Annotated in this window: 19 protein-coding genes; 10 read left to right on the forward strand and 9 right to left on the reverse strand. The window is 62.8% G+C overall.

What is annotated here, in order from left to right:
• Positions 1 to 146 precede the first annotated feature (146 nt).
• A complete protein-coding gene (locus AC0L2D_RS23790; protein ID WP_013532550.1) occupies positions 147 to 758 on the reverse strand; it encodes an LOG family protein in 612 nt (203 codons plus the stop codon).
• 125 nt (positions 759 to 883) lie between these two features.
• On the opposite strand from AC0L2D_RS23790, the gene AC0L2D_RS23795 reads away from it, so the two are divergent.
• The 4 genes from AC0L2D_RS23795 (at position 884) to AC0L2D_RS23810 (ending at position 5,316) form a co-directional block, all read left to right on the forward strand.
• On the forward strand, positions 884 to 2,356 hold the full coding sequence (locus tag AC0L2D_RS23795; protein WP_127366693.1) for a LysM peptidoglycan-binding domain-containing protein: 1,473 nt from the start codon (positions 884 to 886) through the stop codon (positions 2,354 to 2,356).
• Between the two features lie 269 nt (positions 2,357 to 2,625).
• Positions 2,626 to 2,958: an ArsR/SmtB family transcription factor gene (locus tag AC0L2D_RS23800; protein WP_013532548.1), complete on the forward strand. Its 333-nt coding sequence runs from the start codon at positions 2,626 to 2,628 to the stop codon at positions 2,956 to 2,958.
• Between the two features lie 21 nt (positions 2,959 to 2,979).
• A complete protein-coding gene (locus AC0L2D_RS23805; RefSeq protein WP_013532547.1) occupies positions 2,980 to 4,860 on the forward strand; it encodes an ABCB family ABC transporter ATP-binding protein/permease in 1,881 nt (626 codons plus the stop codon).
• 108 nt (positions 4,861 to 4,968) lie between these two features.
• Positions 4,969 to 5,316, forward strand: coding sequence for an antibiotic biosynthesis monooxygenase (locus tag AC0L2D_RS23810; RefSeq protein WP_013532546.1), 348 nt, complete (start codon positions 4,969 to 4,971; stop codon positions 5,314 to 5,316).
• An 8-nt stretch (positions 5,317 to 5,324) separates the two neighbouring features.
• Here the strand turns inward: AC0L2D_RS23810 and AC0L2D_RS23815 are convergent, their stop codons facing one another.
• Positions 5,325 to 6,188 carry an SMP-30/gluconolactonase/LRE family protein gene (locus tag AC0L2D_RS23815; protein WP_473542661.1) on the reverse strand — a complete coding sequence of 288 codons (864 nt, stop codon included), beginning with the start codon at positions 6,186 to 6,188 and terminating at the stop codon, positions 5,325 to 5,327.
• Between the two features lie 591 nt (positions 6,189 to 6,779).
• On the opposite strand from AC0L2D_RS23815, the gene AC0L2D_RS23820 reads away from it, so the two are divergent.
• From AC0L2D_RS23820 to AC0L2D_RS23830, 3 genes are all read left to right on the forward strand, one after another.
• Positions 6,780 to 7,805, forward strand: a complete 1,026-nt coding sequence (locus AC0L2D_RS23820) for a DMP19 family protein (RefSeq protein WP_473542663.1) — start codon at positions 6,780 to 6,782, stop codon at positions 7,803 to 7,805.
• A gap of 198 nt (positions 7,806 to 8,003) precedes the next feature.
• Positions 8,004 to 8,702, forward strand: coding sequence for a phosphatidylserine decarboxylase (locus AC0L2D_RS23825; RefSeq protein WP_473542665.1), 699 nt, complete (start codon positions 8,004 to 8,006; stop codon positions 8,700 to 8,702).
• Between the two features lie 3 nt (positions 8,703 to 8,705).
• Positions 8,706 to 9,524: a CDP-alcohol phosphatidyltransferase family protein gene (locus AC0L2D_RS23830; RefSeq protein WP_013532542.1), complete on the forward strand. Its 819-nt coding sequence runs from the start codon at positions 8,706 to 8,708 to the stop codon at positions 9,522 to 9,524.
• 27 nt (positions 9,525 to 9,551) lie between these two features.
• Here AC0L2D_RS23830 and AC0L2D_RS23835 read toward each other — a convergent pair whose 3' ends face one another.
• Both AC0L2D_RS23835 and AC0L2D_RS23840 read right to left on the reverse strand, forming a co-directional pair.
• Positions 9,552 to 11,774 carry an AMP-binding protein gene (locus AC0L2D_RS23835; RefSeq protein WP_473542667.1) on the reverse strand — a complete coding sequence of 741 codons (2,223 nt, stop codon included), beginning with the start codon at positions 11,772 to 11,774 and terminating at the stop codon, positions 9,552 to 9,554.
• 123 nt (positions 11,775 to 11,897) lie between these two features.
• Positions 11,898 to 12,305, reverse strand: coding sequence for a tautomerase family protein (locus AC0L2D_RS23840; protein ID WP_013532540.1), 408 nt, complete (start codon positions 12,303 to 12,305; stop codon positions 11,898 to 11,900).
• A gap of 113 nt (positions 12,306 to 12,418) precedes the next feature.
• Here AC0L2D_RS23840 and AC0L2D_RS23845 point away from each other — a divergent pair, with 113 nt between their 5' ends.
• Entirely contained in the window at positions 12,419 to 13,273 is an 855-nt protein-coding gene (locus tag AC0L2D_RS23845) for a LysR substrate-binding domain-containing protein (protein ID WP_473542669.1), read from the forward strand.
• 197 nt (positions 13,274 to 13,470) lie between these two features.
• Here AC0L2D_RS23845 and AC0L2D_RS23850 read toward each other — a convergent pair whose 3' ends face one another.
• The 3 genes from AC0L2D_RS23850 to AC0L2D_RS23860 all read right to left on the reverse strand — a co-directional run bounded on the left by AC0L2D_RS23850 (position 13,471) and on the right by AC0L2D_RS23860 (position 17,023).
• Entirely contained in the window at positions 13,471 to 14,379 is a 909-nt protein-coding gene (locus AC0L2D_RS23850) for a DMT family transporter (RefSeq protein ID WP_064993132.1), read from the reverse strand.
• Positions 14,380 to 14,439: 60 nt separating this feature from the next.
• Positions 14,440 to 15,327, reverse strand: a complete 888-nt coding sequence (locus AC0L2D_RS23855; RefSeq protein WP_127384840.1) for a DMT family transporter — start codon at positions 15,325 to 15,327, stop codon at positions 14,440 to 14,442.
• Positions 15,328 to 15,505: 178 nt separating this feature from the next.
• Positions 15,506 to 17,023 carry a S10 family peptidase gene (locus AC0L2D_RS23860; RefSeq protein WP_473542672.1) on the reverse strand — a complete coding sequence of 506 codons (1,518 nt, stop codon included), beginning with the start codon at positions 17,021 to 17,023 and terminating at the stop codon, positions 15,506 to 15,508.
• A gap of 217 nt (positions 17,024 to 17,240) precedes the next feature.
• Here AC0L2D_RS23860 and AC0L2D_RS23865 point away from each other — a divergent pair, with 217 nt between their 5' ends.
• Positions 17,241 to 17,990 (forward strand): helix-turn-helix transcriptional regulator, encoded by a 750-nt coding sequence (locus tag AC0L2D_RS23865; RefSeq protein ID WP_013532535.1) that lies wholly within the window; start codon positions 17,241 to 17,243, stop codon positions 17,988 to 17,990.
• A 109-nt stretch (positions 17,991 to 18,099) separates the two neighbouring features.
• Here the strand turns inward: AC0L2D_RS23865 and AC0L2D_RS23870 are convergent, their stop codons facing one another.
• Positions 18,100 to 19,194, reverse strand: a complete 1,095-nt coding sequence (locus AC0L2D_RS23870) for a polyamine ABC transporter substrate-binding protein (protein ID WP_473542674.1) — start codon at positions 19,192 to 19,194, stop codon at positions 18,100 to 18,102.
• Positions 19,195 to 19,239: 45 nt separating this feature from the next.
• Entirely contained in the window at positions 19,240 to 20,346 is a 1,107-nt protein-coding gene (gene aguA, locus AC0L2D_RS23875) for an agmatine deiminase (protein WP_473542676.1), read from the reverse strand.
• A gap of 202 nt (positions 20,347 to 20,548) precedes the next feature.
• On the opposite strand from aguA, the gene AC0L2D_RS23880 reads away from it, so the two are divergent.
• Entirely contained in the window at positions 20,549 to 21,055 is a 507-nt protein-coding gene (locus AC0L2D_RS23880; RefSeq protein ID WP_473542678.1) for an OsmC family protein, read from the forward strand.

A 21,055-nucleotide genomic window follows, 5' to 3' on the forward strand; every position in this document is an offset into this window, starting at 1 on the left:
GGGAGTAGGGGAGTAGGGGAGTAGGGCAGTAGGGCAGTAGGGCAGTAGGGCAGTAGGGCAGTAGGGCAGTAGGGCAGTAGGGCAGAGACCTCCAGGCAATTCACTTGTTGTCACATATTGCCCTACTGCCCTACTGCCTTATTCCCCTACATCTTATCGATCACCGACTGCACGCCCTCGGTCGGGGCGTCGACGGACGATCCGGCTACCATGATGGCGGCGACGATCGCTTCGGGGTCGTCGACGACCAGCGGCTTGACCCGCTGCGCGGTGTGGATGAAGCCTTCGGCGGCCATATGATCGAGCAGCGCCAGCATCGGATCCCAAAATCCTTTGACATTGGCGAAGACGATCGGCTTGCGATGATGGCCAAGTTGTCCCCAGGTCATGATCTCGACGATCTCCTCGACCGTGCCGATGCCGCCCGGCAGTGCCACAAAGGCGTCGGATTTCTCGAACATCTTGTGCTTGCGCTCGTGCATGTTGTCGGTGATCAAGAGTTCATCGAGCCGGTCAAGCGCTGTTTCGCTCGCCTCCTTGTTGATCAGGAAGCGCGGAATGATGCCCGTCACCTTGCCGCCGGCCTTGAGCGCGCCTTCGGCGACAGCGCCCATGATGCCTTTGGTGCCGCCGCCATAGACCAGCCGCAATCCCGCTTTGGCAATTGAGCGCCCGAGCAGGTGTCCGGCCTTGATATAGATTTCATCGCGGCCCGGAGACGAGCCGCAATAGACGCAGACGGATCGAATCGTGTTCATGTCGATGATTGGTGATTGGGTCTGAAAGCGCGGTCAAGCCCCAAGGGTTAACAGCCTGGGCTTTTTCTTGTCGGTATTGCTAAAACAGGCTAGACCGGCGTTAGGTGGCTAAGGGGTAGGGAAATATGGCAATTAATCCACTGAAGGCGTTCCTGTTCGCGGCGGGTGGGACCGTTGCGGCCGCGGGAACCGCCTATGTAGCGGGCGCACTCGACCCGTATCTCAATCCCACGCCGCCGGCGCAAGTGGCGGCGCAGACGCCGCCCGCAGCGGCAAAATCGGCCGATCCCGGCACCGAAGCGCGGCTGCCCGCCGCTGAAGTCCCGGTGGCTCCCGCCGCAGTGCCCCAGGCAACGGCACCCGCCGCATCGGCCGCGGACGCGGCGGCGCCTGCTGCGACCGGTCCGGTCGCACCGTCCTTCGATGTCGTGCGCGTCGAAAGCAATGGCTCGATTGTCGTCGCCGGCAATGCGGCGCCCAACGCCAAGGTCGAAATCCTCAATGGCTCGACGGTGCTTGGCTCGACGGTCGCTGGTCCCGATGGCGCCTTCGTTATCATTCTCGATGATCCGCTGAAGCCCGGCGATTATACGATCGCGCTGCGCGCGACCACCGGTGACGTCGTAACGCCCTCGGTGCAGACCGCCGTCGTTTCGGTTCCCAAGGATGCGGCCGGCCAGGTGCTGGCCATGGTCGAGGAGCCGGGCAAGCCGGCCGAATTGCTGACCGTTCCCGCACCCGAGACAAAGCCGGCTGCTCCGGCCGCCGCGCCGGCTGCTCCCACAGCCGAAGCCCCCGCAACCGCTCCGGCGCCAGCCGCCCCAGCGCCAGCCGTGGTCGACGCGGCACCGGCTCCTGCAGCGCCGGCGACGCCGCCCGCTGCAGGCGTGACCGAGCCCAAGATCGTCGTCGAGGCGGTCGAGATCGACGGCAGCAAGATCTTTGTCGCCGGCCTCGCCGATGCCGGCCGCAAGGTGCGCGCGTATGCCAACGACATCCTGCTCGGTGACGCGCAAACTTCGACGGACGGTCATTTCCTGGTCGAGGCGACGCGCGACATTCCGGTCGGCAGCTACACAATCCATGTCGACGGCCTCGATGCCGACGGTGTGACAGTTGTGGCCCGCGCGGCCGTACCGTTCGAGCGTGAGCCCGGCGAAGCGATCGCCGCCGTGGCACCCTCGGCGCCGAAGCCCGTTCAGCCCAAGCCGGCCGCACCTGCCGCCGCCGAGGCGCCGGCCGCGGCCGAAACGGCCCCGGCCACGACGCCTGCTCCCGCCGCCGAGGCTCCGGCCGTTGTGGCGGAGGCGACGCCGCCAAGCGATGTGCCCGAGACCGTGGCGCCCAAGCTTGAACATGCCGACGGCGCCGTCATCATCCGCCGCAACGACACGCTGTGGCGGATCTCGCGGCGCGTCTATGGCCACGGCGTACGGTTCTCGACCATCTACCTCGCCAACCAGGACCAGATCAGTGATCCCGACCGCATCTGGCCGGGCCAGGTGTTCAAGGTCCCGGAAAAGTCGAAGGAAGGCGAAGCCGCCGACCTCAAGGCCATGGGCGAGCAGGCAACGACAGCGCCCGCCAAGACGGAGTAGGGTTTGAGCGCCGACGGTTGAGCGCAATCTCCCCCTTGTGGGAGATGCCCGGCAGGGCAGAGGGGGGCGCCTCGCCAGCCTGTCGGCCAAATCCGGTCGAGCTACCTTTCGGCTGCTCGTAGTGCTTTGATCGTGGAAAGTCGCGATCCTTCGCGCCCCCCTCTGTCCTGCCGGACATCTCTCCCACGAGGGGGAGATTGGCGGTTCCGGCGCTCTGCCCATAGGGTTAGCTTGCCCCGTGCCCGTTCATCGTCTATCGCCGATGAACGATGGCAGAATCCCTGATGGAAACAAACGCATCATGCGGCGGTCCGGACAGCCGTGCGGTCGCCGCCCGACTTGCAGCGCTTTCCCATCCGGCGCGGATCGAAATCCTGAAACACCTATCGACGAGCAGTTCCTGCTGCTGCCGCGAGGTCGTCGACCGCTTAGATCTGGCGCAGTCCACCGTGTCACAACATCTGAAAATACTGGTCGAAGCCGGGCTGGTTCGCTTCGAGCCCGATCGCCAGCGCTCGCGCTATGCGATCGACCATGCCGCGCTCGCCGATGTCTCCGCATCGGTGGCCGCTCTCGTCAATTCCTGCTGCTCCGGCCGCTGAAATAAGAAGAAGGCACAAGAAATGGCCGAAAAAACCGTCTCCGACTCCTCGACCTTCAAGACGCTGCTCAATTTGTGGCCTTACATGTGGCCGGCGGATCGCGCCGATCTGAGAGCCCGGGTCACATGGGCGACGCTGCTGCTGGTCGTCGCCAAGCTGACGCTGGTCGCCGGTCCCTATTTCTTCAAATGGGCGACCGACGCGCTGGCCGGCGACGCCAAATCGGCGCCGCCGCTGCCGAGCTTCCTGCTGGCGCCCGTCATGCTGGTCGTCGCCTACAATGTCGTGCGCCTGGTGCAGCTTGGCTTCAATCAGCTGCGCGACGCGCTGTTTGCCCGCGTCGGCCAATATGCCGTGCGCCAGCTCGCCTTCCGTACTTTCGTTCACATGCACCAACTGTCGCTGCGCTTCCATCTCGAGCGCCGCACCGGCGGCCTGTCGCGCATCATCGAGCGCGGCACCAAGGGCATCGAGACGATCGTGCGCTTCATCATGCTCAACACGGCGCCGACCATCCTCGAATTCGCGCTGACCACGGGCATCTTCGCCTACACCTATGGCTGGAAATATGTGGTCGTCGTCGCGGTCACCGTCTGGGTCTATGTCTGGTTCACGGTCCGCGCCAGCGACTGGCGCATCTCGATCCGCCGCGACATGAACGACAGCGATACCGACGCCAACACCAAGGCAATCGACTCGCTGCTCAACTACGAGACGGTGAAATATTTCAACAATGAGGGCATGGAAGCCGAGCGCTTCGACCGCTCCATGGCACGCTACGAGGTCGCCGCGACGCGCATCTGGACCTCGCTTGGCTGGCTGAATTTCGGGCAGGGCATCATCTTCGGCCTGGGCACCGTCATCGTCATGTGCATGTCGGCGCTCGAAGTGCAGGCCGGCACGCAGACGGTCGGTGACTTCGTCTTCATCAACGCCATGCTGATGCAGCTGTCGGTGCCGCTCAATTTCATCGGCTTCATCTACCGCGAAATCCGCCAGGGGCTGACCGATATCGAGCAGATGTTCGATCTGCTGGATGTGCCGCAGGAGATCGTCGACAAGCCGGATGCCAGGCCAATCGCGGTCAGCGCCGGCAAGGTCGAGTTCCGCGACGTGCACTTCTCCTATGACCCGAACCGGAAGATCCTGAAGGGCATCAGCTTCGAGGTGCCGGCCGGCAAGACCGTCGCCATTGTCGGGCCTTCGGGTGCCGGCAAGTCGACCATCTCGCGGCTTCTGTTCCGCTTCTACGACGTGCAGGGCGGCCAGGTGCTGATCGATGGCCAGGATATCAGGGACGTGACGCAGGAGAGCCTGCGCGGGGCGATCGGCATGGTGCCGCAGGACACCGTGCTGTTCAACGACACCATCGCCTACAACATCCGCTATGGCCGCATCGGTGCCAGCGAGGAGGATATGCGCAAGGCGGCCGAACTCGCTCAGATCGGCCCGTTCATCGAGCGATTGCCTGACGGCTACAAGTCGATGGTCGGCGAACGCGGGCTAAAACTTTCGGGCGGCGAGAAGCAGCGCGTGGCAATCGCCCGCACCATTTTGAAGGCGCCGCCGATCCTGATGCTCGACGAAGCGACCTCGGCGCTCGACAGCCACACCGAACAGGAGATCCAGGCCGCGCTCGATCTGGTCAGCCGTGGCCGCACCACCATCGTCATCGCTCACCGCCTGTCGACGGTGATCACGGCCGATGAGATCATCGTGCTGCAGGACGGCCAGATCGCCGAGCGCGGCACCCATGCCGAGCTGATGCGCAAGCATGGCCTCTACGCCTCGATGTGGGACCGCCAGCGCGAGGCGACCGAGGCCGAAGAGCGGCTGCGCTTGGCTCGCGAAGGCGACGAACTTGGTGTCATCGTCCGCCGGCGCACGTCGGAGGTGAATTGAAGGTTCGGCGTGTGATCTGATTTTTGCACTTGATCTCAACTTAAGTTGAGATTGTAGGCCGTTCCTGGAGCCCAAAAAACACCATGATCCAGGAACGGAGCAATCGAAATGAGCAAGATAAATCAGACTGTTAACGGCGGCAGCGTGTTCAGGGTGGACAAATTCGTCGTCCCGGCCGGCGCCCGCGAGGAGATACTCGCCAAGGTCAGGACAACGCATGAATTGCTGCGCCTGCAGCATGGCTTCGTGCAGGATTTCCTGCTCGAGCAATTCTCCGGGCCGGGCGAATTCAACCTCGTCACCATCGTCGAATGGGAAAGCCAGGCGGCCGTCGACAATGTCGTGCCGATCGTCAAGGCCGCGCACGAGCGCATCGCCTTCAACCCGCAGGAGACGATCGCCCGGCTCGGCGTTCGCGCCGACATCGCCAACTATCAGAGGGTTCCCGGGCTGTAGCAAGGCTGTTACGGCCAGCCGATGCCAGGTGCCGGCGCTTCGACGCTGAACACCTGGCCGGTGCGGGCGTCGCTGACCATATGCTCGAAGCCGCGCCATTCGGCGGCGAGAATGAACAGCGTTTTCCTGTCGGTGCCGCCCAGCATGCAGGCAAAGCAGCCGCGATCGACGGTCACTGTCTGCAGCACCTCGCCGCCTTCACCCACCCGCACGCAACGCTTGTTGGGAACATCCGCATACCAGGCCGCCCCTTCGGCATCGAGGCAGATGCCGTCGGGATAGCCGTCGAGGTCGGCCCAGACCCTTCGGTTGGCAAGGCTGCCGTCGGCGGCAATGTCGAAGGCGGTCAGCCGATTGGCATGGGATTCCGCGACAATCAGCGTCTTGTTGTCCGGGCTCACTGCCATGCCGTTGGCAAAGGCGATATTTTCCGCCACCTGCCGGACCGCGCCGTCCGGCGTGATCAACACGATGGTGCCGGGGCTGAAATGCTCGCCAGAAGCCGGCGCCGGTCCGCCGCCATTGACATAGGTGTTGCCGCGCCCGTCGACGACGATCTCGTTCCAAGGGCTTTTCGACAGGTCACGCAAATCGGCGCGAGTGACGAGGCTCCCGTCGGCCTCCTGTCGTAGCAGCAGCCCTTCGCGGCCGGAGATGACGAGCAGGCGGCCATCCGGCAGCCAGTCAATGGAGTAGGGCAGGACAGCCGGTACGGTGAGCATGACCTCGCGGTTGCCGTCGGCATCGACGGCGATAATCTCGCCGGTGCCCCAGTTGCAAAGCCACAGCCGTCCGTCATGCCAGCGCGGCGACTCGCCGAAAGCGAGACCGGCAGTGACGAGATGCGCTTGGGGGGCAGGTGGTTTCTGCATGTAGGGGACTCCTTGTTGAGTGCGTCAGCATCGCCAAATGGTCCATGATGGCGCTGTCTCACCAAGGACGGGCGAGGCAGCGGTCTGCCGACAGGCACAGAACCGATAATTTTGGTTTGGCTGCTCTTTGCTGAGTTCGCGACGAAGCCTCGAGGTCAGTTTTTGGAGTGTTCTTCAAACTATCGGTTGAAGTGTTCTTCAAAATATTGGTAAGACGCAGTGAAAATGAATTTCAAGCGCCTTTTTATCCACTTTTCCAAGTGATATTCTGCTGACAGACTCTGATCTACCGGTATTGCTTTCCTCCGGGTAAGAAGGCTTTGGAATGTTCGGAATTTTTTCGCGAAAGAAAAGGCTGCAGCAGTCGACAACGATTTCGGCGCACCAGCCGGAGCAACCGACGGCCAGTCCGCGCGTGACTTCAATTGTTGTCCCGTTTTCAGCAGTCGAGCGCGCCGCTAAGGAAAACTACGTTGCTGACCTCGTGACTGCAGTCATGGATTTCGTGACCGCAATGTTTGATCAGGGCCTCTACAAAGATCACGAAATACCGCCGTCAGCGAGGCAGTTTTTTCACGCTTACCTATACGGATGGAAGTGGCTAATGGCGGCCATAGCCAATTTATTCACAATTACCGTGATCACCTCGATAAAGTCACCTCGGATGTGCATTTGGCTTTGGCTGGAATGCGAGCAGAAAACCATTTAGCTATTTTGAAACAGATGGTTGCTTGGGTCCGGGAACATCCCAAGGAAGCGGAGGAACAGACTGGATTCGAAGGTGGCCGCGCTGATTTCCTTGATGGACTCGACGATCTTTTTTACAAGGAGGAAGACAGCGTCCCGATGCTTGCCCGCGCAGTGGGTTGGATAGCCTCCTGGCCTGAACTGGAGATTGTCGACGATGCCGAATGCCAGGAGGCCACTCTTGACATTGTGATGGCCAACTCCAGGCGCGAACCTCGATTGCGCCATCGTTCGGTGTTCCATCTGAAAGCAGTGATGACGAGCCGACTTGAAGTGGGCATCGGGCTCGCCTGTGCAGCTTTGCCGCAGCCCGAGGTTAAGCTCGGGCTCGGCAAAGGACGGATGTTGGACATAGATGGCGAGAAGCAGATGACATTTCCGGTCGTAACCAACGCCGGCAGGGTGCGTTTGTGCGTAGTCACGCCAACGCATGCGGCTGCATACCAGTACCTGGCTGCTGATGGTACAGAACTGCAACTCGACCTCGGACCGGTCGATAGCGTTGATGAGTTACTTGGCGAAGGTGCTCCACGTGTCGGTCTGAAGCTGTCGCATGTCGGCGCTGATTCAATAGCGACAGTCATCGAACTGGCTGATGAATACGGGGCACCAGCAGCCCTCGACCTTCTTTTGCGCAGGGCTGGAATTGATACGGCAGGAGCAGTTGCTTTGCCATCGATGCTGATTCCGAGCGAGGGAGGATCGGTCGTCAGTTGGACAGTTGCTGCTGACGGTAGACTGCTGTTTTTGGTGTCCTCTCCCAACGGGAGCGCGCTCTTGAGGTCGGGCGCCGAAGATCCGCTGGCGGATGCCCATAGGCTTGAGATCGAAGAACATTTTGTGCGCGCCGAAGCCGATGGTGCCAACTGATCTGGGCTGATTGTCTCGAAATTCTGACGCCAGTGGCACAGGCATGCGAGCCGGTCGCGACCTCACGAACGCGGAGCGTTCGGCTATCCTGAGGCGACAGGCCCTTGCCCGTTCGCCCGCGCCGCCGATTGTTGCGTTGCGGCGAGGGGGGCTTTCGGCTATTGAGGCCGGACTTGAAACGGAGCCTGTTTTTAGCTGATGAGCCTTGTCGATACGGTCAAGAACGCGTTCGTACCGATCCATCGCGAAGGCTATCCCTTCATCGCGGCCTTTGGCGCGGCGACGCTTTTCCTCGGCTATTTCTCCTCGGTCCTGTTCTGGATCGGTCTGATCCTGACGGCCTGGTGCGTTTATTTCTTCCGCGATCCCGAGCGCGTCACGCCGGTCGACGACCGCTTGGTGGTCAGCCCCGCCGACGGCATCATCTCGGCGGTCGGACCCGCCGTGCCGCCGCGCGAACTCGGCCTCGGCAATGCCGAGATGACCCGCATCTCGGTGTTCATGAACGTCTTTTCCTGCCACGTGAACCGCGCTCCGGTGCGCGGCCGTATTGCGAAAATCGAACATCGGCCGGGCAAATTCCTCAATGCGGAACTGGATAAGGCCAGCACCGAGAACGAGCGCAACGGCCTGGTCATCGAGAGCCCCAATGGCACGGTCGCTGCCGTCCAGATCGCCGGCCTGGTGGCGCGGCGCATCGTCTGCTGGGCCGAGGCCGGCGGCTCGATCGGCACCGGCGAGCGTTTTGGCCTGATCCGCTTCGGCTCGCGTGTCGACGTGTTCCTGCCGCTGACCGCCACGCCGCGCGTTGCCGTCGGCCAGACAGCGGTCGGCGGCGAAACCGTGCTGGCCGAATTCGGCGGTGTCGCCGGCACACCCCTCGTGCGGATTTCCTGAGCCGTGGGCACGCAGTATAAGAAGTTCGAGGCCCATGCCAGCGGCGGTCCGCGCATCCGCGAGATCCCGATGCGCATGGTGCTGCCCAACCTCGTCACCGTGCTTGCCATCTGCGCCGGTCTGTCGGGCATCCGCTTCGGCTTCGAAGGCCGCTTCGAGCCGGCCGTGGTGATGGTGCTGCTGGCCGCTTTCCTCGACGGCATTGATGGCCGCTTGGCGCGGATGCTGAAGGCAACCTCCAAATTCGGCGCCCAGATGGATTCGCTGGCCGACATCGTCAATTTCGGCGTCGCCCCGGCTTTGGTGCTTTATGCCTTCCTGCTCGACCGTGCCGGCTCGCCGGGCTGGATTGCGGCCTTGCTGTTCGCCATCGCCTGCGGGCTGCGCCTCGCCCGTTTCAACGTGCTCGATGACGAGAAGGCCGATCGCCCGATATGGCAGTCCGAATATTTCGTCGGCGTGCCGGCGCCGGCGGGCGCGGTGCTGGTGATGCTGCCGCTCTATCTCTATTTCCTGCGCACAGGGCTGGAGCCCAGTCGTCCAGCGGCCTTCGTCGCCACCGGCTTTACCATACTGGTCGCCTTCCTGCTGGTCAGCCGGCTGCCGGTCTATTCCGGCAAGAGCCTGAAAATCCCGGGCGACAGGGTATTGCCGATCATCCTGGGTGTCGTGCTCTACGTACTGCTGCTGATGACCTACCCCTGGTACACGCTGACCGCTTCGGTTGCCGGCTACCTGATCTTCCTGCCGTTCAGTGTGCGCGCCTATTCGAAACGCGCCAAGCTGGAGGGCGAGAAGGTACCGCCTTCGGATATAGGTTAGAAGGTCGGCGGAAGTGCTTGATCCGACTCAGGCCGCGACGCCGAGCCCCAGCCTGTCGATCGCCAGCTTTCGGGTCGAGACATAGTCGGTCTTGCCCGAACCCAGCACCGGGATTTCCTCGACCTTGACGATGTCGTTGGGCACCATCAGTTCGGCGGCGCCGGCTTGTTTGCCGAATCTGCGCAACTCGTCGGGATTGGCGTCGTTGGCGGTGGTGACCAGCACAATGCGCTCGCCGCGCCTCTTGTCCGGCACCGCTACCGCCGCATGGCGTTCTTCCGGCCACAACGACTGCACCAGCATCTCGACGGCACCCAGCGACACCATCTCGCCGGCGATCTTGGCGAAGCGCTTGGCGCGGCCGCGAATGGTGATGAAGCCTTCGCGGTCGACAGTGACGATGTCGCCGGTGTCGTGCCAGCCCGTCAGCGGCTGCAATTCACCGGGGCGGTCCGCGGTCATGTAGCCCATCATCAGGTTCGGTCCGTCGAGCCACAATTGGCCGGCATCGGAAATGCCTTCGATCGGCTCAAGCTTCATGCGCATGGCCGGCAGCAGCCGCCCGACGGTACCGTCGCGGCCATGGATTGCCGTGTTGACGGCAACCACCGGTGCCGCCTCTGTCAGCCCGAACCCTTCGATGATCTCGGCCTGGAAGCGTTCGCGATAGACACGGCGGGTTTCCGGCTTCACCGCCTCGGCGCCGGCAACGACGAAGCGCAGGCTGGAAAAATCGCCGTCCTTGGCGGTACGCGCATAGTTGGCGAGGAACGTGTCGGTGCCGAACATAATGGTCGGTTTCACCTTGCGCGCAACCTCGGGGATGATCTTGTAGTGCAGCGGCGAGGGGTAGAGGAACAGTTTTACCCCGGTGACCAGCGGCAGGATGGTGCCGCCCGTCAGGCCGAACGAATGGAACACCGGCAGCACGTTGAGCAGGATGTCGGCGGGCGAGATGGTGATGCGCGCCTCAGCCTGCATGGCGTTGGCGTAAAGGTTCTTGTGCGACAGCACGACTGCCTTCGGCGTGCCTTCCGAGCCCGAGGTGAACAGGATCACCGCCGGCTTGGCCGCGTCCTGTCGCTGCAGCGGCCAGCGCCACAGCAAGGCGGCGGCAAGCTTGTCCAGCGCGGTGACGCTCTCCCGCACATCCTCGAGCCAGAGAAGCCTGGCGCCGCCCTTTTCGACCGCCGCGACGATATCGGCAAGGTCGGCCTTCTCGACGAACGCGCGGGACGAAATCACGGTCCTTATCACCGCCGTGCGCACGGCCGCGGTGACGCTCGCCGGCCCGGCCGTGTAGTTGATCATCGCCGCCACCCGGCCGGCCGACAGAAGGCCGGTGAGCGACAGCACGACGCCATTGGCATTGGGCAGCATCACGCCGACTGCCTCGCCCGGAGCCGTTACCGCCTCGAAGCGCCTGCCCAGGACGCGGGCGCCGATGAACAGCTTGCGGTAGCTCAGCGCGCCGGAGATCACGTCCTCGATGATGATATGCGAAGCGCCGACGCGGTCGGCGGCATCGCGCATGGCCAGGAACAGGCCACGATCGAGGTTGGTGCCGAAGAGCCGCGCCTCGGCGACACGGTCGAACAGCGCGTTGGTGTTCGAGGCCTGCTCGGGGTTGCGCGCCACCAGCTCAGTGATGGTCATCGGCTCCAGCACGCTGATCGACAGTTGCGGAAACCAGTGTCGTGGCGCCTTGTCCCCAGGCGTCAGCGACACCGGCAGGCTGCGCGCGCCGCCGACGAAGATCGGCACGATTTTGGCATCGGCCTGCATGGCGATGCGGGTGACGGCACGAAACAACCGAAACGTCTTGACGTCGGGCTCGACTGCATCCGGCAGATAGACAGCGAGCCGGCCCTTGCCCTTCAGCACCCGCACCAGCCGGCGGCTGACGAAGACATGTTCGGCGTTGAAGGCGATGGTACGGCCAAGCTCGCGCCAAGGTTCGAGCCACGGCGAGCGCGCCGAGACCTCATCGAGAATATGCAGCGTGTCTTCCGGCAGCAGCGACAGCATCAGCGCCGGCTCGAAGCGCGATTGATGCGAGATGACGTAGATGACTGGGGCCTGCGCCTTGCGGGCGATCCTGATGCGGCTATCTCCGATCCGGTAGGCAAGCTTGAACGGGACATAGAGCAGCGCCTGGGTGAAGCGTAGGCCGAGGCGGAATTTTTCCGCCACGCCAATCAGGAGCCAGGCCAGAACAAGACCCGCAAGCAGCGCCAGTGTCAGGATCATGCCGCGTCTCTCCCAACGTTTTTAGCATCTCGGCTCTTTGCGGCCGTGTCGGCCAGAACCTAGACGATGTGGGAGCAAGGTCAATGCGGAGCTTTTGCTTCCCTTGGTGCGGGAAGCTGCTTCTCACGCCGCCTGCAGCCGTCCACTGATGAAACGAAATTCCTGCGTCTTGCCGCCATAGCCGTAAGCGGCTGCCGGCACTTCATGCACGAAGGCGTAGCTCTCCTCGTGCACGCCGCCCAGCAGACGGCCGAAGGCTGCGAAGATCGCCTTCAGATAAGCCTCCAGCTCAAGCTTGGTGTTGGTGCCGTCGACCACCTTGATATCAAGCCAGAACGTGTTGGTGCCGTGCTCGGCCAGCGACTTGCCGCCGGCGAACCAGTGCTGCGGATCGACATAGGACACGGCAACTGCCGTGATCGTCGGGTCCTTGCGCAGCTGCGTCGCGGTGATTTCTGTGGCCTCCTTTGCGATGCGAGCGGAAAGCGCCGCGTCAGGTTTGCCGGTGACGCTGATGTTGATGATAGGCATTTTTCTTCTCCTTGGCTTGAGCGGCGTCCGATCGCCGTTGAAACAACCATGCCACCACCTTTTAGTCAAAAAAATCGAATTGTTTTTAAATGATACTTCGATAGTATCGAAGTATGGAAACGCTCGATCCCGATCTGCTCCGAACCTTCCTTGCTTTCGTCGACAGCGGCTCGCTGGCCCGGGCGGCTGCAAGCATCGGCCGCTCGCCCTCGGCGGTGACCACCCAGATGCAGCGGCTGGAGGAAATCGTCGGCGAGCCGCTGCTGGCGCCGCAGGGGCGGGGACGTGGTTTGACGTCGGCGGGTGAGGATCTCGTCGGCCACGCCAAGCGCATTCTTGCCGTCCATCGCGAGGCTTGGCTGGCGCTGAAGGGCGCCCGCGCTGCCGGGCGCGTTGCCATCGGCACGACGCAGGATTTTGCCGACAGCGGCCTGCCGGATCTGCTGCGTGCTTTCGCCGGCAGCCATCCGCGCGTCAGGATCGAACTGCGGGTCGGCCGTTCCGCCGAGTTGGCGCAGGCGCTGCAGTCTGGCGGCCTCGATCTGGCGATCGTCATGCGCCAGACGGCAGCGGCGGACGAAGTCGGCGTGCTGCGCGAGCCGATGATATGGCTATGCTCACAAAAGGGGCTGGCCACGCGGCAGGAGGAACTGCCGCTGGCGCTGCTCGATCCATATTGCGGTTTTCGCGAAGCGGCACTTGCCGCACTCGATGCCGCCGGCCGCCGCTACCGCATTGCTGCCGGCAGCGCCAGTCTGGCCGGCCTGCGCACAGCCGTGAACGCCGGTGTCGCACTGACGCTGCGAACGGCTCGCTTTGCCCATTCCGGGATTGTCGAGGCGCCGCGCCAGCTTGGCCTGCCGCAGGTGCCTTTGGCTGAGTTCGCCATCCGGCTGCGCGCCGGTGCCGATGGATCGGCAGCCGATCTGGCGACCCTGCTCAGCGCCAACCTTGCCTTGTCGGGCTGAATGCCCAACGAACCCGACCTTGCGGTCCCAAGTGGCAAAGAAAAAGCCGACCTTGCGGTCGGCAAGCGGCAAAGAAAAAGCCGACCTTACGGTCGGCTTGGAGTAGGACGGGCCGAGGGGTTTGGGGGGACTTGGGGATGGCCCGTCGCAGCAATAATGCCTGACCCGGATGATGGTTCCATGACTGTGTCACTTTTTTAAGAAATATTTGACGCCATGCGTTGCGAGCGCGCCATCAGCCAATCCCGCCCCGCATGGGCGAACACTGCGGTGAGCACGACGGCGCCGCCGATCATGCTGGCGGCTGGTGCAATCTCGCCCAGGAACAGGAAGGCAAACAGGATCGCGAACGGCACTTCGGCCGAACCGAGAAGCCCGGATTCGGCCGGCGGGATGAGCCGTGCGCCCTCCGTCCACAGGATCGAGGACAGCGCGAAGGACGCGCCGAAAGTGGCGAGCAGAACGGCATCTCTCGGCGAAACCGCCAGCGGATCGGTGACGAACCAACCGAGCACGAACAACAGGAATGCCGACACCGCACCGGCCCACACCACGGGCGTGTCGCGGAAGGCGCGTACCATGATCATGTAAAGGCCGCTGCCGATGGTCATCAGCAGTGCCAGTCCGTCGCCGAACAGATTGCCGGTGCCGAAGCCGGACCAGACCATGATCGCCACGCCGCACAGCGACACGGCGGCGGCGACCATCGTCTGCAACCGGAAGGGTTCGCGCGTCAGAACCCAGGCCAGCAGCGCCGTGACGAAAGGTGCTGTGGCATAGATGACAGCGACATTGGCGACGAAGGTGAACTTGAACGCCGAGATGAAAGCGATGCTGGCCAGCGCGCCTTCCACCGCCAGCAGCCAGCCGCGCCAGCCAAGCCGCAGGGTCTCACGCCCACCGGAACGGTGACGCCGCCACAGCACATAGAGGCTGATCAGGATCGCGCCGACAAAGCCGCGCCAGCAGATGATGGTCAACGGGTCGGCGTGGATTGATTTCGTCAGCACGCCCGTCAGGCCGAAGACGGCGGCTGAGGACGATACCAGGATGATGCCGAGTGTCCGCTCCGCGGCGGTGTCGGTGGCGGCTGCAATCTCAATCATGCCGCCAGCCTACGCCGCTTGGTCCTGACATCGTAGCGTCAGCAATCATGGCCATGCACATCATAGCCGTTTGCGGAAATGCTCGGTGCCGACGATCAGCAGGCCGGCGGCGACGATCAGCGCAGCGCCCAGGAAAACTTCGCGGCGCGGCACGTCGCCCCAGATCGCAAAGCCGAGTGCGAATGCCCACAATAGCGAGGTGTATTCCAGCGGCGCGAGAACCGAGGCCGGCGTGCGCTTCATGCCTTCGAAGAGAAGATACTGCGCCAGGCCGCCGAGTGCGCCGACGCTGGCAAGCAGCAGCAGCTGGGTCCAGTCGGGTGTCCGCCACCAAAGCAACGCCGGCACCGCCGAAAACAGCAGGAAATAGAAATTGTTGAGCAGGAGCTGGATCATCGAGCGCTCGGCAAGGGCGGTCCTGCGCAAGAGCACGATGGCGATGCCCCACAAGAAGGCGGCCGCCAGCACCAGCAGCACCGGCACGGACAGGCCGAGATGGGTCGGATCGCAAGCGATGAACACGCCGGCAAAGCCGATCAGCACCGCCAGCCAGCGCAGCATCGGCACTTTTTCGCCGAGCAGGAACACCGAAAGCACGGTGACGATGATCGGGGCCGCGTAATAAACGGTGGTCAGTTCGGCGAGCTGCAGGCTGCGCGCGGCGTTGTAGTAGCAGAGCCACGCAGCAAGCGTGAAGGCACTGCGCACCAGCATCGGCCGCACGATCGGCGAGCGCATCGTGTCGGCAAACAGCTGTCGTCCGCCGATCGCCGCGCACGCGCCCAGAATGGTGATGCTGCGGAAGAACATGATCTGCCAGACGCTCAGGCCGACGACCAGCAGCTTGATCGAAGCATCCTGTGTCGAAAACAGCAGATAGGCCGCACCGGTCAGCAGGATGCCTGCAAGAACCCGCTCGCGTGTTTCGAGAATGGCGATATCGGCCATAAGGCGCGTGGGACCAAATTTGCCGGAGCGGCAGAAATGCTATTAGGAGCGACACAAGGGAGCCGTGAATTCAACTCCCTTGGTACCAAGCTATACGGGCGAAAACCCCTGCGGCGCTACGCCAGCCCGGTGCTTATATTGGGGCACGGGTCTTTGCCGAACTGCACTGTCGCCAAGCCTACTGCGTCGCCTGGTAAAGTTCCGAAGCGGCTTCTTTCAGCGCGCGCCGGCCGTCGGACCTGAAATACATCATGTGCCCGCCCTCGACGACATCGAGACGGATGGGCTTGGCATTGGCGAGCGACGGGATCTGGCTCACCAGGTAGCGCGAGGCGAGGTAAGGTGTCACCAGATCGGTGTAGCCGTTAACGATCACGACGCCGAGCGAAGGGTTCAGCGAGCGTGCGCGCTGCAGATCGTCCATCACCCCGGCATAGCCTTGCCGCGAGGCGCCGGTCCCGTAATCCCAATTGTGGCTGATTTCGCCATTGAGCAGCCGATAGCTGACATCGGTGCGAAAATGCAGTTCGTCGCTGATATAGCCGACGAATGCCGACGTCAGCGCCGGCACGCTGCGGTCGAGCACCGGATCCGGGCCGGCGATGCGGGCGCTCTCGGGCGCGATGTCGGCCGTGCCGATCGTGGCGTCATAGGGGCTGAGCACCTTGCCGCTGGCGCGGGAGAACTCCCTTGCGAACAGGCCGGTGGGGATGCGGGCGGAGTTCCGCTGCACCAGATCGAGCGGCAGGCCGGTGATGTCAGCCACGCGTTGGCTGGCCAGCCGCCTGCCTTGCTCCAGTCCGCTGGTGATTGCCGTGAGGTAATCGCCCATCGCATAATGTTCGACGTCTGCCAGCTTCTCCCGCAACGCGTCGCCGCTGACGCCTTCGGCGCGCAGGCGCACCGCCGCCAGTGAAGGCAGTTCGAGCGCCCAATGCAGCGGCTCGAATTCGTCGGGCTGCACCAGCGTGAACTCCAGCGCCGGGGAGATCAGCACGATGCCGTTCGGACTGATGCCGATATCTTCCTGCAACGTCCTGGAGAGCAGCGCTGCGCGGAACCCGCCATAGCTTTCGCCGGCGAGGAACAGCGGCGACCCGGTGCGGCCGTTCTGCGCGAGATAGAGCCGGATGAAGGCGCCTATCGAGCCGGCATCCTGGTTGACGCCCCAGAAGTCGCGCGTGTCCTGACCCGGTGCCTCGCGGCTATAGCCGGTTCCCACCGGATCGACGAAGACGAGATCGGTCATGTCGAGCCAGCTGTCCGGATTGTCGATCAGTCTTTGCGGTGACGGCAGGAATTCGCCGTCGGCTCCCGTCGCGATTATCCGTGGACCGAGTGCGCCGATATGCAGATAGGCGGACGCTGCTCCAGGGCCGCCGTTGAACACGAAGGTGATCGGCCGCTGCTGGTCTTTGGCCCCGCTTGCCGGCGGCTCCAGTGTGTAGGCGACGTAGAAGATCTCCGCCGTGACGTCGCCCTTGCCCGATAGCAGCGACAGGGTCGCCGCCTTTGCCTGGTAATCCAGCTTGCGCCCGGCCAGCGTGATCGAATGGTTGGTGGTCTGCGGCGGCGGCAGCAGGGATAGCACGCCGCCCGAGGGCGCCGGCCGCTCCGCCGTTTCAGCCAGGACGGGCTGCGCCAGGACGGCGAGCATCGGCAGGATAAGGCAGATCAGTTTCAATTTGACCGGCATGATGGCTCCGCGACAACGACTCCCGCATAGGTATGGCCGAGAGGGTCGAAGTCAAAGGAAATGGCTGAATTGAACTTGCAACGGCTTGCGCTAGAGCCGGATGATTTCAGGTCGATCGACCTGAAATCTCAATCCGGCTCTAAATCAAACAGATAGAGCATGATGCCGTCCGAAAACCGCTTCACACTTTTCGGCATCATGCCTAGTATGAATTGGAATGCAGTCGAACCTTTCCCTCGATCAGTTTGGGCGCTGGAGCGGCGGTGTCGCCGCTGCGGCCGTTGCCGTGACACCCGAAGAATTATCGGCTCGCTTCACGGCAGCGGCGAGCGAGTTGCTTGGCTCCGACCGCGCCTATGTCGGCTTTTACCGTCGCGACATCACATCCCTGACCATCGACGATGCCGGTCCCGATCGCTGGAACCGCGACTACGATGCACGACTGTATCGCCAGGATCCCTTCTTCCAGAGGTTCGCCAGCACGAGGCAGGATTTCCTGTTGCCGCTGTCGGCACTCCGCAATGGCGACTTCCAGCGCACTCCCTACTATCGCGAATTCTTCGGCCCTTCCGACAGTTTCGACGAGATCACCGGCGTGTTCAATCTCGACCGGCTGACCGCTGGCTATGTCACTTTTCTCAGGCGAAACGGGGCAGAACCGTTTGGCGAGCAGGATCTGGCGACGGCTTGCGCGGCAAGCAGCGCGACAAGGCTCATTTTGGAAAGATTGCTCCATCTGTGCCGCTTCCGGCACAAGGGCGCCGCAATCGGTGACGCTCGCTCGCGGCTGAGCAGGCGCGAGACCGAGATTGCGCGGCATCTCGTCGATGGTGGCAACGCCAAGACGATTTCGCGATGCCTCGCCATCTCGCCCGGGACCGTCCGCAACCACATCAAGCAGATCTATCGCAAGCTCGGCGTGCACTCCCAGGTCGAGTTGCTGGCGGCCATCCGCGAAGCCGCTTGAGCCTGACGGCTTCCGCCCGGCTCTGTCTTTTTGCTTTGACGCAATTCCCAAGGGAAAGCGCTACGCGCTTTTCCCGGGAAAACCGCTGCGCACTTTTCCTGGAATTGCTCTATTGTCCCGTCACGATGCGCGTCCACATGCGGTTTTGTGATCGCAGCAGCTTTGGGTCGTTGTTGTCCACCACGAACAGCTTGGCCTTCACGGCATCAGGCGGAAAGACGCCGGGATCGCTGGCTATGGCCTTGTCCATCAGCGGCAGGGACTCCGGTATCGCATTGGCGTAGGAGACATAGCTGGAATTGGCCGCGGCGATATCGGGCCGCAGATTGAAGTTGATCCAGGCCTGGGCGTTGTCGGGATGCGGCGCATCTTTCGGTACCGCCATCGTATCGAAGTTGATGAGCGTGCCTTCTCTGGGGATGGAATAGGCGATCTCCAGCTTCTTTACGGATTCCGCCGCACGGGTCCTTGCCTGGAGTATGTCGCCCGACCAGCCCAACACCACACAGATGTCACCGTTGGCGAGGTCGTTGATGTATTTCGACGAATGGAAATAGCGGATGTAGGGCCGCACCTTGACCAGCAGGTCCTCGACCTTGGCGAGGTCGTCGGGACTGGTCGATTTGGGGTTGATGTGAAGGTAGTTCATCGCCATCGGGATGACTTCAGCCGGCGCATCGATGATAGCCACACCGCAATCGGACAGCTTCTTGACCACATCGACGTCGAAGACCATGGCGAAGGAATCTGTCGGCCCGTCCGGCAGCCGCTGCTCCACCGCAGCGACGTTGTAGCCAATGCCGTCGGTGACCGCCATATAGGGCACTGCATGCAGGTTCTGCGGGTCGGCGCCGGCGATCAGCGTGAGGGCTTGCGGATCGATCTTCGAGTGGTTCGCAAGCTTCGATTTGTCGAGTTCCAGGAAAGCCCCTGCTTTGACCTGGTTCTTGAGGAACGGATAGGCTGAAGGGTAGACCACGTCATATCCGGAGCCGCCCGTGAGCAGCTTGGTCTCAAGCACCTCGTTGCCGTCATAGACGTCGTAACGAACCTTGATTCCCGTTTCCTTCTCGAATTTCTCGGCCGTGTCCGGCGCGATGTAGTCGGACCAGTTGTAGACGTTGACGATCTTTTCCTCGTCAGCCGAAGCCGCATTTGCGCAGACGCCGCAGGCAAGCAGGGTTGAGAAGATCAGAGCGCGCATAAATGTCCTCCGTTTTCGCTATGTGTTCTCGGCATGCTCCGTCCCTCAACGTCGTTGCGGGGCATAGACCGGCAAGGTGATGCAGGCGACATTGCCGCCGCCCAGCAGGATCTCTCGCGAGTTTTCGATGCCGACTATCCGGTGGTCGGGAAACAGCTTGGCCAGCGTCCGCTTGGCCTTCACATCGAGATCGCAGCCGAACTGCGGTACCACCACGACGCTGTTGCCCGGATAGTAGTTGATGTAGCTCGCCGCGATCCGGTTTCCGGCCGGTCGCGCCCAGGTCGAATCCAGCCGGTCCACGCTGTCGCTTTCTTCCGGCGTCATCTCGATCGGCAAAGGGTGGGGCAGCCGGTGAACTTCCAGCGCGCGGCCCTTCGCATCACGAGCCGAACGCAGCACCTCTTCGGCTTCGCGCACGATATCGTATTGCGGGTCTTCCCGATTGTCGGTCCAGCTCAGCACGACCACACCGGGGCGCACGAAGCAGCAAACGTCGTCGACATGGCCGTCGGTCTCGTCGAAGGCAAAGCCGCGTGGCAGCCAGATGACGGTGTCGACACCGAGATAGTCGCCAAGCTGGCGCTCCACCTCGGCCTTGCCGAGATGAGCGTTGCGATTTCGGTTGAGCAGGCATTGCTCCGTCGTGATGAGCGTGCCCTGACCGTCGCACTGCAACCCGCCACCCTCGGCGATCAGAGGTGCGCGGTAGCGATCCATGTTCTCGATTTCGAGCACTTTTTGCGCCGCAAGGTCATCCAGGTCCCATGGCGAATAGAGGCCGCCGTCAAAACCGCCATAGGCGTTGAAGATCCAATCGACGCCACGCACGTCGCCTTGATCGTTGACGACGAAATTGGGACCGCTGTCGCGCAGCCAGGAATCGTTGGTGGACATTTCCACGACGCGCACATGACCGGACAATCGCGCTCGGGCATTCTGCCACTGGCGAGCAGAAGCCGCCACCGTCACCGGCTCGCTTTGCGCGATCGCCGCGGCGACATCGGCGAACAGTTTTTGCGCGGGCTTGGCGCCGAGGCGCCAGGTGTCCGGCCGCTCCGGCCAGATCATCCAGCAGCCTGACTTGGGTTCGAATTCGCCGGGCGCGCGAAACCCATCCTGTTTCGGCCTTGTCGAGAGGGTTCGAGGCATCGGGGACCGCCGGGAAATGGAGTGATGACTTGCCCGGATCAGACGTTTTTGGGACCTTGTCCGTCAATGTCCCATTTGGGATATCGGTGTAGGCGGCTGGCACCTGTTGCGGAATGGCATTGCCTTCCCAAGGTGATCGGCGCAAATCTTGACCGGACGGCGCATGCCGGTGACGCAAGCAGTCGACGAAAGGGGAAAGCGGATGGATGCGACCGAACTGAAGGCCATGCAGGCGCCGCTGAAGCACGCGTATCGTGACGACGCTTCGCAGGCCATGATCACGCTTCGCGCCAAGGGCTCGATCGACGACCAGTCGGTTGCCTGCAAGGTGGAGACGGGCAGGGCGCTCGCCATCGCCGGCCTGCATCCGGCAACAGGCGGCTCAGGCCTTGAGCTCTGCTCGGGCGACATGCTGCTGGAGGCGTTGGTCGCCTGCGCCGGGGTGACGCTGAAGGCGGTGGCGACGGCGCTCGAGTTCAAACTCGGCGCCGCCACGGTAGAGGCTGAAGGCGATCTCGATTTTCGCGGCACGCTCGGTGTCGCCAAGGATGCGCCGGTCGGCTTTCGCGCCATCCGGCTCAATTTCAACCTCGATACCGCTGAGCCGCAGGAACGGATAGACTCGCTGCTGAAGCTGACCGAGCGTTATTGCGTGGTATTCCAGACCATCAGCCAGAAGCCGGAACTGACGGTCAGCGCACGCCGCTGA

This window comes from Mesorhizobium sp. WSM4833 (assembly GCF_055811095.1).